We start from the raw sequence: 16,009 nt of genomic DNA on the forward strand, positions 1-16,009 counted from the left end.
AATCAGTTCGTCTTCTTTTTCTTCTGGGGAGCCGGAGCGGCAGGTGCGTCCGACTGCGTCTGGCTTTCAGGCTGTCCATCAACGACAATATTGGGGTCGGCACCCTTGGCCGCTTCCAGCTGACGCCAGCGTTTGACGTTGGCATTGTGTTCCTCGAGCGTGGCCGCGAACACATGCCCGCCGGAACCATCGGCAACGAAATAAAGATCCTGCGTCTTCCAGGGATTGGCGACAGCCTCCAGCGCATCACGACCCGGATTGGCAATCGGCGTCGGGGGAAGGCCCTTGACCACATAAGTGTTGTAGGGCGTTTCCTTCTTGAGGTCCGATTGATAGATCGGGCGATCCGCCGGTTTTCCGTCACCGCCGAAGAGGCCATAGATGATGGTCGGATCGGACTGAAGGCGCATCCCCTTGCCCAGCCGGTTAAGGAAGACCGAGGCCACATGGGCTCGCTCGTCGGGAACGCCGGTTTCCTTTTCGACGATCGAAGCAAGGATGATCAGTTCGTCCTTTGACTTGAGCTGCAGCGACGTATCGCGCTTGTCCCACACCTGGTCGACAAGCTTCTGCTGTGCCGCAGCCATCTGCTCGATGATCTCTGCCCGCTTTGTGCCGCGCGAGAACTTGTAGGTATCCGGACGCAGGCTTCCTTCGGCAGGCACGACGGTCGGCAGGTCGCCTTCCAGCACGGCATCCTCGTTCAGACGATTGAACATCTGGCGGACAGTGAGGCCTTCCGGAAACGCGACGGAATACAGGATCGACTTTCCCGATTTCAGCAGTTCCATGATGTCGTTCATGGAGGCATGCGCCTTGATTTCGTACTCGCCCGCCTTGAGGCTCTCGCCGTCATCAAGATGCGTCGTGGTGAGGTAACGGAAGATACGCGCGTCCGACACGATGTTGTTGCGTTCGAGGCTTGCGGCGATCTCAGCAACGCCGGCGCCGCTTCGCACGATGAAATTCGTGTTTGTCTCCAGCGGACCGGGATTCTGGTAGGCAGAGATCGTGTAATAGAAAAGGAAGACGGCCGCTGCGCAGCCGAGCACGACAAGCGTCATCAGGAAGTTCAGGAAAATGATAACTTGGCTGCGCGCCTTCTTCGAGCGCTTCGGCGGCTCGGGTACGCGTTCCGGCCGAAGCGCCTCGCTCGGCGACTTGGGAATGATCGGCCCGCTCTGCGTCTGCTGGCTTTCCTCGCCGATCGTCCCGTTGCTCTGGTTCGTATCGCTCACCGGCAATCCTCTAAACTTGGCCTCAAGTCCCGCTTCTTGCTAAGCAATGCGGCAAAATGCAGGTGGGGCCGCGCCGCGCAAGGTGCAGCCCCACTGTCAGGACGTCAACGCCTGCAGTCAGGCGACGTAGCGGCGCAGCACCAATGATGCATTCGTACCGCCGAATCCGAAAGAATTCGACAGCGCGACGTTGATTTCCCGCTGGCGCGCCTTGTGCGGAACGAGATCGATTGCGGTCTCGCGCTCAGGATTGTCGAGATTGAGCGTCGGAGGCGCAACGTTGTCGCGGATGGCAAGCGTTGCGAAGATCGCCTCGATCGCACCAGCCGCACCGAGCAGATGGCCCGTCGCAGACTTCGTCGACGACATCGAGATCTTGGAGGCTGCATTGCCGACCAAGCGCTCGACGGCACCGAGTTCGATCGTGTCAGCCATCGTCGACGTGCCATGCGCGTTGATGTAGTCGATATCGGCGGGCGTCAAGCCGGCGCGCTTCAACGCCATCGTCATGCAGCGCTGCGCGCCTTCGCCGTCCTCTGACGGCGCAGTGATGTGATAGGCGTCACCGGAAAGACCATAGCCCACGACCTCGGCATAGATCTTGGCGCCGCGCGCCTTGGCGTGTTCCAGTTCTTCGAGAACGACGATGCCGGCGCCCTCACCCATGACGAAGCCGTCACGATCCTTGTCGTAGGGGCGCGATGCCTTGGTCGGATTATCGTTGTGCTGGGTGGACAATGCCTTGCAGGCGGCGAAGCCGGCCAGCGAGATGCGGCTGACCGGGGACTCCGTGCCGCCGGCGACCATGACGTCGGCATCGCCGAATGCGATGAGACGGGCGGCGTCGCCGATTGCGTGCGCGCCAGTCGAGCATGCCGTGACCACCGAGTGGTTCGGCCCACGCAGCTTGTGACGGATCGATACCTGGCCGGACACGAGGTTGATCAGACGGCCCGGAATGAAGAAAGGAGAAATACGGCGCGGGCCCTTGTCGCGCAGCGTGTAGCCGGCTTCGACGATGCCTTCGATGCCGCCGATGCCCGAACCGATCAGGACACCCGTCGAAACTTGGTCTTCATCGCTTTCTGGGTGCCAGTTCGCATCGTTCAGCGCCATGTCAGCGGCTGCCATGCCGTAGATGATAAAAGGATCGACCTTGCGCTGTTCCTTGGGCTCCATCCAGTCATCGACATTGAAGGTGCCGTCGCTGCCATCGCCAACCGGAATGCGGCAAGCAATCTTTGCGGAAAGGTCGTCGATTTCGAATTCAGTGACCAGGCGGGCGCCGTTTTGACCCGCAAGCAAGCGGGACCACGTCACTTCCGTTCCGCATCCCAAGGGCGAGACCATACCGGTACCTGTTATAACGACCCGTCTCATCGACTGTATTCCCCTGCCTTTTATGTTCTTGGAGAACCATGCCAGAAATAAAAAGGGCGGACTCCGGGTCCGCCCTTTCATAAATGCTCAGGATTAAGCCTGGGCCTTTTCGATAAACTTTACGGCATCGCCGACCGTCAGGATCGAGTCAGCAGCGTCATCCGGAATCTCGACGCCGAATTCTTCTTCGAACGCCATAACCAGTTCGACGGTATCGAGCGAGTCAGCGCCCAGATCGTCGATAAAGCTGGCGCTTTCGACAACCTTGTCGGCATCGACGCCAAGATGATCAATAACAATTTTCTTTACGCGTTCTGCGATATCGCTCATGTCGGTTTCCTCGACCTTATGTCCTGATCAGAATGCCTTGTGACATCCCTACCCTGTTTCAGCCTGCGGCGCCCCTTAAAGCCACCTCGGCAAACTCTTTGAACCCGGCTACCAGAAATGTCCCAGGCTTGCACAAAAGCCCGCCGGTCCGTCTGCTTTCTCGGGAGACTGTTCACAGTCATGGCCCGCTTAACACGGTTTAAGTCTGCCGCAAAGCCAGAAAATCAACCCCATCGGGTTGGTCAACACGCTATTGCGGGGAAAATCTGCCCGAAAGGCAGTTTCCCGTTTCAGATCATGGCCATGCCGCCGTTTACGTGCAGCGTCTGGCCTGTCATATACGCAGCTTCCGACGAGGCGAGATAGGCGACGGCGGAGGCAACTTCGGCGCCCGTGCCCATGCGCTTCATCGGGATCGCTCCCATGATCGCTTCCTTCTGCTTGTCGTTCAGTTTGCCAGTCATCGCGGACTCGATGAAGCCCGGCGCCACGCAGTTGACCGTGACGTTGCGGGTTGCAATCTCCTGAGCCAGCGATTTCGTGAAGCCGATCATGCCGGCCTTGGAGGCGCAGTAATTGGCCTGGCCTGGGTTACCGGTGACGCCAACGACTGACGTGATGTTGATGATGCGGCCATAACGGCGGCGCATCATCGGATGCGTCAACTCGCGCGTCAGGCGGAACATCGCCGTCAGGTTCACTTCAATGACGTTATCCCAATCCTCGTCGCTCATGCGAACAAAGAGGCCGTCCTTGGTGATGCCGGCATTGTTGACAAGAATGTCGACGCCTTCGAGATCGGCTTCGGCCTTGACGCCGAGCGCCTTGACTTCGTCGCGGTCTGCGAGGTTAGCCGGGAAAATCTTGACGCGATCTCCAAGCTCGTTCGCCAGCGCCTCAAGCTTATCTACGCGCGTGCCGTGCAGGCCCACGATGGCCCCTTGCTTGTGCAGGATGCGGGCGATTTCTTCGCCGATGCCGCCGGAGGCGCCGGTAACCACAGCCTTGCGGCCGGAAAGATCGAGCATGGAAGTGTTCCTTGTATTCGTTAAATCTATCAGGCCATCAGGGCGGCAACGGCCGCATCGATATCAGCAGGCGTGTTAACGGCGATGCCGTTCACGGTCTTGTCGATACGGCGTGCAAGGCCGGTCAGGACCTTGCCGGAGCCGATCTCGTAGAGCGTCGTCGCGCCGTTGGCCGCGAACCACTCCACCGTCTCTCGCCAGCGGACCTGGCCTGTCACCTGCTCGACGAGCAGCTTTGCAATCTCGTCTGCGTTGGTCACCGGTGCAGCGCGCACGTTGGCGACCAAAGGCACGACCGGGTTCGACTTCTTCACGCCCGCCAGCGCCTCGCGCATTGCTTCGGCAGCAGGCGCCATCAGCGAAGAATGGAAAGGAGCGGAGACCGGCAGCAGGATCGCGCGCTTCGCGCCCTTTTCGGTCGCGATCGCTGCACCGTTCTCAACGGCCGCCTTCTGCCCCGAAATGACGATCTGGCCGCCGCCATTATCGTTGGCGATCTGGCAGGAGCCGACGGCAGAGGCTTCTTCGCAGACGGCGACGACATCGTCATGTTCAAGGCCAATGATGGCAGCCATCGCGCCGACGCCAACCGGCACGGCAGCCTGCATGGCATTGCCGCGAATGCGCAGCAGGCGCGCAGTGTCGGCAAGCGAGAAGGTGCCTGCGGCACACAGAGCGGAGTATTCGCCGAGCGAATGACCGGCAACGTAGGAGACCTTCGCCTTCAGATCGACGCCCCTGGCCTCGAGAACACGGATGACCGCCATCGAGACCGCCATCAAGGCCGGCTGCGCATTCGCCGTCAGCGTCAGCTTGTCTTCCGGGCCGTTGAACATGGTCTCCGACAACTTTTCGCCCAGAGCTTCGTCGACTTCGTGGAAGACGGCGCGTGCCTCGGCGAAGTTTTCGGCGAGATCCTTGCCCATGCCGACAGCCTGGCTGCCCTGACCCGGGAATGTAAAAGCAATGGTCATGCTATGTCCCTTTTATACGGACCTCTGGTTATTTCGCCTCCAATTGACATTCTTTCCTGCAGAGTCAAGTGCCGGACGCCCGCGTTCCAAGGCTTTTGCGGCTGCGAGAAAGCCCGGTTTTGCCTCTTGCGCTTGCTCAATTCCAGTCTAGATTTGCGCCGTCCTTCCAGACCATTCCTTTTCCAGATTACCTTCAGGGCTTTCAGATGAAAAATAAGAAACTTGGCCGCACGGATATTTCCGTGTCCGAAATCTGCCTCGGCACCATGACCTGGGGCACGCAAAACACGGAGGCCGAGGCGCATGAGCAGATGGACTATTGCGTCGAGAAAGGCGTCAACTTCTTCGACACGGCCGAGCTCTATCCGACTACTCCTGTCTCCGCCGAGACGCAGGGGCTGACCGAAGACTATATCGGCAGTTGGTTCCAGAAGACGGGCAAGCGCAAGGATATCGTGCTCGCCACGAAGGTCGCGGGTCCCGGCCGTTCCTATATTCGCGGCGGCGACGGGGCCGATGCCAAGAACATTCGCCTGGCGATCGAGGCAAGCCTGAAGCGCCTAAAGACGGACTATATCGACCTCTACCAGATTCACTGGCCGAGCCGAGGGCATTTCCATTTCCGCCAGGCTTGGCACTACGATCCCTTCAAGCAGGACCACGCCAAGGCCATCGCGAATATCACCGAAATACTGGAAACGATGGGCGCCCTTGTGAAAGAGGGCAAGGTTCGCGCCTTCGGCCTCTCCAACGAGACGACATGGGGTACGCAAAAATATCTGGCGCTTTCCGAACAGCTCGACCTGCCGCGCGCCGCCACGATCCAGAACGAATACAATCTGCTGTACCGTCACTACGATCTCGACATGGCGGAGCTGTCGCATCATGAGGACGTCGGTCTGCTCGCCTATTCGCCCCTCGCCGGCGGCATCCTCAGCGGCAAGTATGTCGACGGCGCCAAGCCGGATGGCTCGCGCGGGTCGATCAACGGCGACATCGGCGGTCGTTTGCAGCCCTTGCAGGAAGCGCCGACGAAGGCCTACCTCGATATCGCTGCACGGCACGGGCTCGACCCTTGCGTGATGGCGCTCGCCTTCTGCCTGAGCCGCCGCTTCATGGCGTCCGTGATCATCGGCGCAACGACGATGCAGCAGCTCGAGACGGACCTGAGCTCGGTCAGTCTCAAGCTGTCACACGAGGTTCTGGCTGAGATCGAGCAAGTTCACCGCCAGTATCCGATGCCGATCTAGGGCAGTCAGCGACGCATAGCGATCTGACCTTCCCTGGCCAGGTCGTTCGCCGCATGGAAGCCATGCGGCCTTCGCCAGCACTTACAACGACAAGTTTCGGCGACTTCGCCCGGGCATCAATTTCTGCTTCTCCGTTCCGCGCATTTCAGCTAGGTTCATAAGGCTCTGGCAGCGCCGCAGGAGCGCTCATACTGTGGAACGGAAGCTCGCAGTCATCCTTGCCGGCGACGTTGCTGGCTACAGCCGCCTCGTTGCAACCAACGAGGAAGACGCGCTTGCGACGCTGAGCATCTACACCGCCACGATCGGCGATTTCGTGCGAGAGCACGGAGGACGCGTCTTCGGCAGCGCCGGGGACAGCGTCGTTGCGGAATTCCCAAGTGCCGTACAAGGTGTTCGCGCAGCTGTTGCCATTCAACGTGCGCTGCATCGACGCAATGCCGACCTGCCGGCGGACCGGCGGATGGAGTTCCGTCTCGGGCTCAATCTCGGCGATGTCGTCGTCTCCGGGGAGAACCTGCTTGGCGACGGCGTGAACGTCGCAGCCCGTCTCCAGGAGGTGGCGCTGCCGTCCGGTATCTGCATCTCTGGTGCGCTACGCGAACAAATCGAGGGGAAGCTCGACTTCCCCCTCGTGCCGATGGGCGACCGCACGCTGAAGAATATTCCTCGCCCGGTGCCGGTGCATCGGGTTCATTGGAGCCGGGAGGATCCCGTGGAGGCGGGTGCGCTCGGTGGACCGCTCAGGCTGCCTGACAAACCCTCGATCGCAGTACTGCCCTTCGTCAACATGTCCGACGACCCCGAGCAGGAGTTCTTCGCGGACGGGCTGACAGAGGACATCATCACCGCGTTATCGCTCTACCGCTGGTTTTTCGTCATCGCCCAGAACTCATCCTTTGCGTATAAGGGGCGCGCGGTCGATGTAAAGCAAATCGGGCGCGATCTCGGCGTGCGCTATCTCGTCGAAGGAAGTGTCCGCAGGTCCGGGACGCGCGTCCGTGTCACCGGGCAGCTGATCGAAGCCGAAAGCGGCGTTCACCTGTGGGCGCAACGCTACGACAGGGAAATATCCGATATCTTCGCCATTCAGGACGAACTGACGCAGAATGTCGTCGGCGCAATCGAGCCGGAAATCCTAATCGGTGAAAGCCGGCGTGCGTTGATAAGGACAACCGACAATCTGGACGCCTATGAGAGCCATATGCGCGGCACCTGGCTCCATAACGCGCAGGATACGGTCGAGCATTTCATCGAGGCCATTGCCTGGCATCGCCGCGCGATCGAGCTCGATCCCGATTTCGCACGCGCCCATATGATGCTTGCCCGCTCACTCTACGCCCGATGCTTCCATGGTTTCAGCGACGACGTGGACCGGGATAGCGCAGAGCTGCGAATAGAGGCCGAGCGCGCTGTCGCGCTCGATCCGCGTGACCCCTACTCGCACTACGCAATGTGCCTTGCGCATTTCGTAGCCGATAACGCGCCGGCGGCGATTGAGGCCGCCCAGCAGGCGATTGACCTCAATCCCAATTTTGCCCTCGCGCATATGGGTCTTGGCTGGGCGCGGATATTCAACGGTCACTTTGTCGAAGCTCTGGACCCCCTTTATATGGCGACAAGGCTAAGCCCGCACGATCCGCTGGCCTACCTCATTCTCGACCGTATTGCGCTATCGCACTATCACTTGGGCAACTACGAAGAGGCTGTGCATTACTCCGAGCGAGGTCTTTCGCTCCGCCGCGCCTATTTCAATCGCGTTGTGCTTCTTGCCAGCCTGGGGCAGCTCGGACGCCAGGAGGAAGCGCAGAGGCTGATACCGGAAATCCTGGCAAACGTACCGGCCGATCTCGAGCATTATTGGAAGATGCTGACACCCTATGTGGCGCACAGCCATTACGACCACTTCGTCGACGGCCTGCGCAAGGCGGGGCTGCCTTCGCTGGACTCACAGCAAGAACATTGCTGAGTGTCCCTTGCGTTTCCGCCAAAAATCCGTATAAGCCGCCCTGTTCGCAAACCCGGTCTTCTGGCTGGTGGCTGAACGGAGGGCCGGTTTTCGCAAGAGAATCGTCGGAACGGAAGCGTTCCAGCCTCCCGTGTCTCCGCTCTCGACCGTCTCGGAACGCTTTTCTTGCTTGGCGCTTGCCGCCTCTCAGGAGCAGTCGTTGAGGCTTAGCCGCCGATTATCGGGTTGAACCAACGCAAGAAAGGCAAAGCTGTCATGGCTCTTTATGAACATGTATTCCTTGCCCGACAGGATATTTCCGCTCAGCAGGTCGATGCCCTCGTAGAACAGTACAAGGGCGTGATCGAAGCTAACGGCGGCAAGGTCGGGCGCATCGAGAACTGGGGCCTTAAGTCCCTTACCTACCGCATCAAGAAGAACCGCAAGGCACATTACGTCCTCGTGGACATCGATGCACCGGCAGCTGCCGTCCAGGAAATGGAACGCCAGATGCGCATCAGCGAAGACGTCCTGCGCTACATGACGATCGCTGTCGAAGCACACGAAGAAGGCCCGTCTGCCATGATGCAGAAGCGCGACCGCGACGACCGCGGTCCGCGTGATGGTGCCGACCGTGGCCCGCGCCGCGAATTCGGTGACCGTCCGCCGCGCCGTGACGGCGACTTCCAGCGTGGCCCGCGTCCGGACCGCGCTCCCCGCGAAGACCGTGCATAAGGAGATCTAAGAATGTCTGAAGCTTCCTCCGCTCCGGTTCGTCGCCCGTTCCATCGTCGTCGCAAGACTTGCCCGTTCTCCGGCGCAAACGCTCCGCGCATCGACTACAAGGACGTTCGTCTCCTGCAGCGCTACATTTCCGAGCGCGGCAAGATCGTTCCTTCCCGTATCACTGCTGTTTCGCAGAAGAAGCAGCGCGAACTCGCTCAGGCGATCAAGCGCGCTCGTTTCCTCGGCCTGCTGCCGTACGTCGTCGCTTAATCAGCTGACGAGACCAAATCGAGGGAAGGCAGCGATGCCTTCCCTTCTCCCTTTCGCGATGGGCGCGGATCGGAACTCTTAAAACCCATGTTGAGGCCTTTCTGAAACCGATTCAGGAAAGTCCCTCTAACTGCTTGATGAAGCAGGACAGCGACCGTGACGCAACTGAACGCAAAAACGCTAGGCATCGGCGCGCTCGCCGGAATGACCGCCGCACTTCTGGTGCTCGGCGCAAGCATGCAGCCGTCGTTCAGTGCTGTTCTCTACGCGGCCTCCGCCCTTCCCATTCTTCTCGTCGGCCTCGGCTGGGGCAACATGGCGGCAATTTCCGCCGTCGTCACCGCCGCTGCGGTTGGCGCGATCGCCATCTCGCCGTCCTTCGCGTTGATGATGACGCTGGTCACGCTGCTGCCGGCCGGCTGGCTCAGCCACCTTGCAAACCTTGCCCGCCCCGCCTCCGAACTCGGCGGTCCCGAGCATCTGATGGCCTGGTATCCGCTTTCGGACATTCTGCTACACCTCTGCGGTCTGGTGACGATCGCCGTCATCGTGGTCGGCGTGATGATCGGTTACGGTCCGGATCTCATCGATCGGCTCGTGGACGTGATGTTTGGCTCGCTTGCACAGCAGCAGCCCGAGTTTTCGCCCGATCCGGCGGTGACGGCGCAGACCAAATCGCTGGTGCTCCTCATGCTGCCCGCCATTCAGGGCGGCATGTGGGTCGTCATGTTGTTTGCCGCCTATTACATCGCGACCCGGATCGTCAGCGCATCCGGCCGCGGCCTGCGTCCCCGCGAGGACATTGCCTCGGCGCTGCGCATGAACCGCAATTCGATCTTCGTTTTTCTCGTCGGTCTTGCCGCCACCTTCTTCGGCGGCATGCCGGCGATGATCGGAGCAACCGTGGTCGGCACCTTCGGCGCCGGCTTCCTGCTTTCCGGCTTTGCCGCGCTGCATTTCCGCACGCGCGGCAAGGATTGGCGCCTGCCAGCGCTTATCCTCTGCTACCTGGCATCGCTCATCCTGATGGTGCCAGCCTTTTTCATCCTCGTGGTGGGCTTGAGCGATACCCGCAAGGCAATCGCACTTACCCCGAACAAGGATGTCGATGCCCCCAAACAGACAGACACGAAAATCTAAAGACACGAAAGGAACACGAACATGGAAGTCATTCTTCTTGAACGCATCTCCAAGCTCGGCCAGATGGGCGAAACCGTAAAGGTTCGCGACGGCTTTGCTCGCAACTACCTCCTGCCGCTCGGCAAGGCGATGCGCGCCAACGAAGCCAACAAGAAGCGCTTCGAATCCGAGCGCGCAACGCTCGAAGCTCGGAACCTCGAGCGCAAGTCGGAAGCACAGAAGGTCGCCGACGCTCTCGACGGCAAGTCGTTCATCGTCGTCCGTTCTGCTGGCGAAACCGGCCAGATGTACGGCTCGGTCGCTGCTCGCGACGTCGTTGAAATTCTCGCTGCGGAAGGCTTCAACATCGGCCGCAACCAGGTTCACCTGAACACGCCGATCAAGTCGATCGGCCTGCACAAGGTTGAGCTGCAGCTCCACGCTGAAGTCGAAATCCACGTCGAACTTAACGTTGCTCGTTCGGCTGAAGAAGCCGGGCGTCAGGCCAAGGGCGAAACCCTCAACTCCGTCGATGCCATCTACGGCGTTGACGAAGACGCTCTGCGTCCGGAAGACTTCTTCGATCCGGAAGCCGACCTCGAAGGCGACGAAGCTTAATTTTCCCGAGAGATCCTCTCTGGAAATGGACGAAAGCCCGACTCGCGCCGGGCTTTCTGCTTATTTGGCGGCTGTATTCTGCTGCGGCGGAGCGTTCTTGTCGACGTCGACGACGACGGAGAGCCCCGGCCCCAGATCCTTGACGACCGGCTGGTCGGGATCAAAGCCGATGCGCACGCCGACGCGCTGTGCAATCTTCACGAAATTGCCTGTCGCATTGTCCGCCTTGATGACCGCGAATTCCGACCCGGCTGCGGGCGAGAAGCGCTCGATGTATCCCTTCAGACGCTGCTTGCCGAGCGCATCGACCGTGATGGTCACCGGCTGCCCGACCTGCATGCCGTACAACTGCGTCTCCTTGAAATTAGCCACGACCCACACATCCTCCGGCACGACGGCCATGAGCTGTGTACCCGCCGCCACATACTGCCCGACGCGTACGCCGACTTCGCCGAGATGACCGTCGCGCGGTGCGACGATCTTGGTGTTCTGCAGGTCGATTTCCGCAAGGCGCACGACGGCTTCGGCGCTTGCCACATTGGCTTCCAGAAGCGAGCGATTGACGATGATCGTTGCAAGGTTTTGCTTGGAAACTTCCAGCGCGGCCTTTGCCTGGTTCAGGGCAGCCTTGGCCTGGTCAAGTGTGGCCTGCGCGGCCTCTGTCTCACTCTGCGATGCAATGCCGCGATTACTGAGATTGTTGACGCGATCCCAGGCCTGCTGCGCGCGCGTCAGCGCTGCATTTGCGCTATCGATCTGCGCCTCGCTGGAGGCGATGCTCGCCTTTGCCGCAAGCTCTGACTGGCGGGAATTCTCCAGCGACGCCTTCTGCCCGTCGAGCGCCGCACGTGCCTGGGCAAGCTTCTGGGCGTAGATGCGGTCATCGATCTGAGCAAGCGTATCGCCCTGCTTGACCTGCTGATAGTCCTTCACGGGCACATCGACGACATAGCCGCTCACCTGCGGGCTCATGATCGTGACATAGCCGCGAACATAGGCATTGTCGGTCGTCTCCACCGATGTCACGAACGGCGGCAGCCGCCACGCATAGAGAACGAGAAGGACGCCGGCGACGCCGGCGAGCACTGCGATGATAGTCGAGGGAGAGCGAGGGAACTTCAACATACTGGGACCCTGAGATCACGATTGAGCGGGGATTGCATCGGGCTGGCTTATCCTGGGCCAGGGCAGCCGGCGCCACGCTTGATGGAAAAGAATGACGATCAGGCCGAAGACAGAGGAGTAGCCGATGACGAGGAAGGTGTCGTTGTAGGCGAGAATATAGGCCTCGCGGCTGACCTGCTGGGCGAGCAGCACCAAACCTTCAGCGTTGAGCAGCATCTTGTCGCCAAGCACCTTGCCGTAAGCGGCGCTCAGCTGAGAGACGCGCTGCGCCACGATCGGATCCTGCAGCAGGATGTGCTCGACGAGCACGTTCGAGTGGAACTTCTCCCGGATTGTCACGAAAGTCCCGAGCATCGCCGAGGCGAAGAGCGAGCCAATGCTCTGCGTGAAGACGAAGATCATCAGGAAGTTGACGATGTATTGCCCGCCCCGCGAGATCGCGGCCTTGAAGCCGTTCGCCATGACAGGAGGCAGGAACATCGCGGCGCCCGCGGCGACCATCGCCTGGCTCAAATACATCTGAGGTGGCCGTGTCAGGCTTGTCGACTGGCTATCCAGAAAGGCGCCGGCTGCAATGAGTGCGAGCGCCAGCACGTGGGCTGTTTCGACGTAGCGCGTCGTCATCAGAAACGCGCAGAAAAGCCCGCCAACCAAGGAGGCGAGAAGAATGATCGCATAGAGTGTCACTGTCTGATCGTTCAGAAGCCCGAGCTGCTGATAGAAGTTGGCGGCAGTTGACGACTGCTCCGAGGAGACGAAGCGGAAGAGAAGCAGGACGCCTGCCATTCGCATGTTGGCGCCCGAAAACAGCCAGCGGAAATCGATCAGCGGATTGGTGCGCGGCAGCTCAATGGCCAGCATCAGAGCAAGAGAGCCGACCGACACCGCCAGTAGAACGCCGATCCAGGGCGCCTCGAACCACCAATAGAGCCGGCCGAGCGTCAGCGCGACGGCAAGACACCCGAAGCTGACCGCCAGGAGGAGATAGCTTAGTATGTCATGTCGTTGAATGACGTTCGCCCGAGGCGGCGCCGTAAGCGGCAGCAGATAGATGATCGGAAACACGGCGAGCGCGAGGCCCATCTCGAACATATAGAGCGCCTGATACCCGCCGAACTGAAGCAGCGAAGGTGAGACGATGCGCGCGACGGGAGACGCAAACAGCGTGCACATCAGGGCAAGGCTGATCCCGAGCGAGAGCTTCTTTTCCTGCGGGAAAGGCTCCAGCATATATAGGAAGCCGAGCGTCGAAAGGGGAGCTGCGGCCATGCCGCTCAGGGTGCGCACAACGATCGCGGAATGCAGGTCAGTGATGAGGAGATTGAGCACCGCCGCAACGACGAAACAGATAATGCCAAGTTCGGCGAAACGACGAAGACCGTATTGGGTACGAATCTTGAAAAGTGCAATCGACATGCTGGCGTAAGGTGCCATATAGGCCGCCGAGAGCCAGGAAACTTCAGTGGTGGTCGCGGAAAACGAGCCCTGCAGCTGATAGATGTTGGCAGTCAGCAGGTTCATGCCGAGGCCCTGCGTCAGAAACAGCAGGACCGACGCCGCCATGTAGAGCGGTACCCTCCAGGCCGGCATCGGCACGCCCGCTGCGGGTGGCGGCGACGGCATCTGTTGTGTGCCCGGCTTCGCCTCCTCGGCGGGCCGTGGCGCCACATTGTCGTTGGCGGTCTCGGCCAGGCTCATCGGCAGGACCTCAAATTCCGCGAATGCCCTGCAGGTTGGCTTGCATGGCCCGGATCACTTCCAAAGTAGTCTTCAGATCATTTTCGGGAATACCGGCGATAACCTGCGCCCGCACTTTTACGGCAATGTCATCGATTTCGCCGGCCACGACCTTGCCGGTCTCGGTGATGTAGATTTCCTTGGCACGGCGATCGGAGCCGGCCACGCGCCGCTGGACGAAACCCTGCCCTTCCATGGCATCGAGAATCCTGACGAGCGTTGGCGTCTCCAGCTCCAGCCGTTCGGCAAGTTCACGCTGGTTGATTCCGTCCTTTTTATTAAGCGTGAAGAAGACACGGGCGCGCGGCAGCGTCATGTTGCGCTCCCGCACTATCTTGTCGAAGACGGCCCTTAGCTTACGATTGAAAGCGGCAAGGTCTTCGATAAGCTCACGCCCGAGAACGGGATTTCCCATATATTTCAGTCCTATTTTGTTAGCGCACTAATTATATTGTTGCTATCTATATTGTTTTCCGATCTTTTTCAAGAGCCGACGGCCTCTGTTTGGATGCAAGTCTCCCCCGACAGGCTTAGACTACCACGCAAGCCGCGATGGAAGTGAGTCGTTTCTGGCCGTGTTCTGGAGGTGACACTTTCGGTATTTTTGCACTGACCGCAAGTGCGACTGTGGAGAAGTCGAACAACGGGCAAAGCCTTCCCGTATCGACGGCGGCACAGGAGCCTTCTCGCTTCCGCGCTTGATTTTGCCGCTTGCGCGCGCCACACCCGAAGCTGAAGAAGACAGAACGGATCAAGATGAACGACGTCGCTCGAAAGATTGCCGCCGTTGCTCCAGCGGAGCAGCACTACCGGGAAGCCCCCAACAATATCGAAGCCGAACAGGCGCTTCTCGGCGCGATCCTGATGAACAACGACGCCTATTATCGGGTGTCGGACTTCCTGAAGCCGATCCATCTCTACGAACCGCTGCACCGCAAGATCTTCGAAGTCGCGGGCGACATCATCCGCATGGGCAAGATCGCCAATCCGGTGACGATCAAGACGTTCCTCAAGGCCGAGGAAAAGGTCGGCGACATGACGGTCTCCGAATACCTCGCCCGTCTCGCCCGCGAAGCGGTCACCATCATCAATGCAGAAGACTACGGCCGCGCCATCTATGATCTGGCGCTTCGCCGCGCGCTGATCACCATCGGTGAAGATGTCGTCAATATCGCTTACGACGCGCCGCTCGACATGCCGCCGCAGACACAGATCGAGGACACCGAGCGCCGTTTGTTCGAACTCGCTGAGAACGGCCGTTACGACGGTGGCTTTCAGTCATTCAACGACGCGGTAGCACTTGCGATCGACATGGCGGCAGTCGCCAAGGAACGTGATGGGGGGCTTTCCGGCATCTCCACCGGGATCCATTCACTGGACGGCAAGATGGGCGGCCTGCAGCGCTCTGACTTGATCGTGCTCGCCGGTCGTCCGGGCATGGGCAAGACCTCGCTCGCCACCAACATCGCCTACAACATTGCCGCCGCCTACGAGGGCGAAGTGCAGCCGGACGGCAGCATGAAGGCGAAGCAAGGCGGCGTCGTCGGCTTCTACTCGCTCGAAATGTCGTCCGAACAGCTCGCCACGCGTATCATCTCCGAGCAGACGGAAGTCTCTTCCTCGAAGATCCGCCGCGGCGACATCAACGATGCCGACTTCGAAAAGCTGGTCGCCTGCTCGATGATGATGCAGAAGGTGCCGCTCTACATCGACCAGACCGGTGGTATCTCGATCGCACAGCTTTCGGCGCGCGCCCGCCGCCTGAAGCGCCAGCGCGGCCTCGATTGCCTGGTGGTCGACTACATCCAGCTGATGACCGGCTCGGGCAAGTCAGGCGAAAATCGCGTGCAGGAAATCACCCAGATCACGACCGGCCTGAAGGCGCTCGGCAAGGAACTGAACGTTCCGATCATTGCCCTCTCCCAGCTCTCGCGTCAGGTCGAAAGCCGAGACGACAAGCGCCCGCAGCTCTCCGACCTTCGTGAATCGGGCTCGATCGAGCAGGACGCCGACGTCGTACTCTTCGTGTTCCGTGAGGAATACTACGTCAAGAATCTCGAGCCTCGCGATCCTAACGATCCGAAATATGCCGAATGGGAAGCGCTGTTCGACAAGGTAAAGGGCACGGCTGACGTTATCATCGCCAAGCAGCGCCATGGACCGACCGGCACGGTGAAGCTCGCCTTCCAGTCGGAATTCACGCGTTTCGCAGATCTCGCCGATCCCTCCTTCATCCAATACGAGGAGCACTGACGAGATCCTTCTC

Annotated in this window: 15 protein-coding genes; 7 read left to right on the forward strand and 8 right to left on the reverse strand. The window is 60.1% G+C overall.

Annotation, left to right across the window (positions count from 1 at the left end):
• Positions 1-2: 2 nt before the first annotated feature.
• The 5 genes from mltG to fabD form a co-directional block, all read right to left on the reverse strand.
• Positions 3-1,238: an endolytic transglycosylase MltG gene (gene mltG / locus FHT71_RS23655; RefSeq protein WP_007800933.1), complete on the reverse strand. Its 1,236-nt coding sequence runs from the start codon at positions 1,236-1,238 to the stop codon at positions 3-5.
• Between the two features lie 117 nt (positions 1,239-1,355).
• On the reverse strand, positions 1,356-2,618 hold the full coding sequence (gene fabF / locus FHT71_RS23660) for a beta-ketoacyl-ACP synthase II (protein WP_037084008.1): 1,263 nt from the start codon (positions 2,616-2,618) through the stop codon (positions 1,356-1,358).
• Positions 2,619-2,711: 93 nt separating this feature from the next.
• Entirely contained in the window at positions 2,712-2,948 is a 237-nt protein-coding gene (locus FHT71_RS23665) for an acyl carrier protein (protein WP_003547058.1), read from the reverse strand.
• 290 nt (positions 2,949-3,238) lie between these two features.
• Positions 3,239-3,976 (reverse strand): 3-oxoacyl-[acyl-carrier-protein] reductase, encoded by a 738-nt coding sequence (fabG, locus tag FHT71_RS23670; protein WP_132591800.1) that lies wholly within the window; start codon positions 3,974-3,976, stop codon positions 3,239-3,241.
• Positions 3,977-4,005: 29 nt separating this feature from the next.
• Positions 4,006-4,950, reverse strand: coding sequence for an ACP S-malonyltransferase (gene fabD / locus FHT71_RS23675; protein WP_132591798.1), 945 nt, complete (start codon positions 4,948-4,950; stop codon positions 4,006-4,008).
• A 206-nt stretch (positions 4,951-5,156) separates the two neighbouring features.
• On the opposite strand from fabD, the gene FHT71_RS23680 reads away from it, so the two are divergent.
• From FHT71_RS23680 to rplI, 6 genes are all read left to right on the forward strand, one after another.
• Positions 5,157-6,200, forward strand: a complete 1,044-nt coding sequence (locus FHT71_RS23680) for an aldo/keto reductase (RefSeq protein WP_132591794.1) — start codon at positions 5,157-5,159, stop codon at positions 6,198-6,200.
• Between the two features lie 193 nt (positions 6,201-6,393).
• Positions 6,394-8,169 (forward strand): adenylate/guanylate cyclase domain-containing protein, encoded by a 1,776-nt coding sequence (locus tag FHT71_RS23685; protein WP_132591792.1) that lies wholly within the window; start codon positions 6,394-6,396, stop codon positions 8,167-8,169.
• A gap of 255 nt (positions 8,170-8,424) precedes the next feature.
• Positions 8,425-8,883: a 30S ribosomal protein S6 gene (gene rpsF, locus FHT71_RS23690; RefSeq protein ID WP_007800921.1), complete on the forward strand. Its 459-nt coding sequence runs from the start codon at positions 8,425-8,427 to the stop codon at positions 8,881-8,883.
• A gap of 12 nt (positions 8,884-8,895) precedes the next feature.
• Positions 8,896-9,144, forward strand: coding sequence for a 30S ribosomal protein S18 (rpsR, locus tag FHT71_RS23695; RefSeq protein WP_004680498.1), 249 nt, complete (start codon positions 8,896-8,898; stop codon positions 9,142-9,144).
• Positions 9,145-9,300: 156 nt separating this feature from the next.
• Entirely contained in the window at positions 9,301-10,284 is a 984-nt protein-coding gene (locus FHT71_RS23700) for a hypothetical protein (RefSeq protein WP_007800918.1), read from the forward strand.
• Positions 10,285-10,305: 21 nt separating this feature from the next.
• Positions 10,306-10,881 (forward strand): 50S ribosomal protein L9, encoded by a 576-nt coding sequence (rplI, locus tag FHT71_RS23705; protein ID WP_007800916.1) that lies wholly within the window; start codon positions 10,306-10,308, stop codon positions 10,879-10,881.
• A gap of 60 nt (positions 10,882-10,941) precedes the next feature.
• Here the strand turns inward: rplI and FHT71_RS23710 are convergent, their stop codons facing one another.
• The 3 genes from FHT71_RS23710 to FHT71_RS23720 are packed head-to-tail and all read right to left on the reverse strand — an operon-like array spanning position 10,942 to position 14,158.
• Positions 10,942-12,006 (reverse strand): HlyD family secretion protein, encoded by a 1,065-nt coding sequence (locus FHT71_RS23710; RefSeq protein ID WP_132591788.1) that lies wholly within the window; start codon positions 12,004-12,006, stop codon positions 10,942-10,944.
• 15 nt (positions 12,007-12,021) lie between these two features.
• On the reverse strand, positions 12,022-13,704 hold the full coding sequence (locus tag FHT71_RS23715; RefSeq protein ID WP_183722280.1) for an MFS transporter: 1,683 nt from the start codon (positions 13,702-13,704) through the stop codon (positions 12,022-12,024).
• A gap of 10 nt (positions 13,705-13,714) precedes the next feature.
• Entirely contained in the window at positions 13,715-14,158 is a 444-nt protein-coding gene (locus FHT71_RS23720) for a MarR family transcriptional regulator (RefSeq protein WP_007800909.1), read from the reverse strand.
• A 341-nt stretch (positions 14,159-14,499) separates the two neighbouring features.
• On the opposite strand from FHT71_RS23720, the gene FHT71_RS23725 reads away from it, so the two are divergent.
• Positions 14,500-15,996, forward strand: a complete 1,497-nt coding sequence (locus tag FHT71_RS23725) for a replicative DNA helicase (RefSeq protein WP_007800907.1) — start codon at positions 14,500-14,502, stop codon at positions 15,994-15,996.
• Positions 15,997-16,009 lie beyond the last annotated feature (13 nt).

It is taken from the genome of Rhizobium sp. BK060 (genome assembly GCF_014193145.1).
GTDB lineage: Bacteria > Pseudomonadota > Alphaproteobacteria > Rhizobiales > Rhizobiaceae > Rhizobium.

Bases quoted from the DNA above. Each gene is read 5' to 3' on its own strand.
- rpsR (WP_004680498.1), top strand. From the start codon at position 8,896: ATGTCTGAAGCTTCCTCCGCTCCGGTTCGTCGCCCGTTCCATCGTCGT.
- FHT71_RS23715 (WP_183722280.1), bottom strand. From the start codon at position 13,704: ATGAGCCTGGCCGAGACCGCCAACGACAATGTGGCGCCACGGCCCGCC.
- FHT71_RS23710 (WP_132591788.1), bottom strand. From the start codon at position 12,006: ATGTTGAAGTTCCCTCGCTCTCCCTCGACTATCATCGCAGTGCTCGCC.
- FHT71_RS23720 (WP_007800909.1), bottom strand. From the start codon at position 14,158: ATGGGAAATCCCGTTCTCGGGCGTGAGCTTATCGAAGACCTTGCCGCT.
- fabG (WP_132591800.1), bottom strand. From the start codon at position 3,976: ATGCTCGATCTTTCCGGCCGCAAGGCTGTGGTTACCGGCGCCTCCGGC.
- fabF (WP_037084008.1), bottom strand. From the start codon at position 2,618: ATGAGACGGGTCGTTATAACAGGTACCGGTATGGTCTCGCCCTTGGGA.
- rplI (WP_007800916.1), top strand. From the start codon at position 10,306: ATGGAAGTCATTCTTCTTGAACGCATCTCCAAGCTCGGCCAGATGGGC.
- rpsF (WP_007800921.1), top strand. From the start codon at position 8,425: ATGGCTCTTTATGAACATGTATTCCTTGCCCGACAGGATATTTCCGCT.
- fabD (WP_132591798.1), bottom strand. From the start codon at position 4,950: ATGACCATTGCTTTTACATTCCCGGGTCAGGGCAGCCAGGCTGTCGGC.
- FHT71_RS23665 (WP_003547058.1), bottom strand. From the start codon at position 2,948: ATGAGCGATATCGCAGAACGCGTAAAGAAAATTGTTATTGATCATCTT.
- FHT71_RS23680 (WP_132591794.1), top strand. From the start codon at position 5,157: ATGAAAAATAAGAAACTTGGCCGCACGGATATTTCCGTGTCCGAAATC.
- FHT71_RS23725 (WP_007800907.1), top strand. From the start codon at position 14,500: ATGAACGACGTCGCTCGAAAGATTGCCGCCGTTGCTCCAGCGGAGCAG.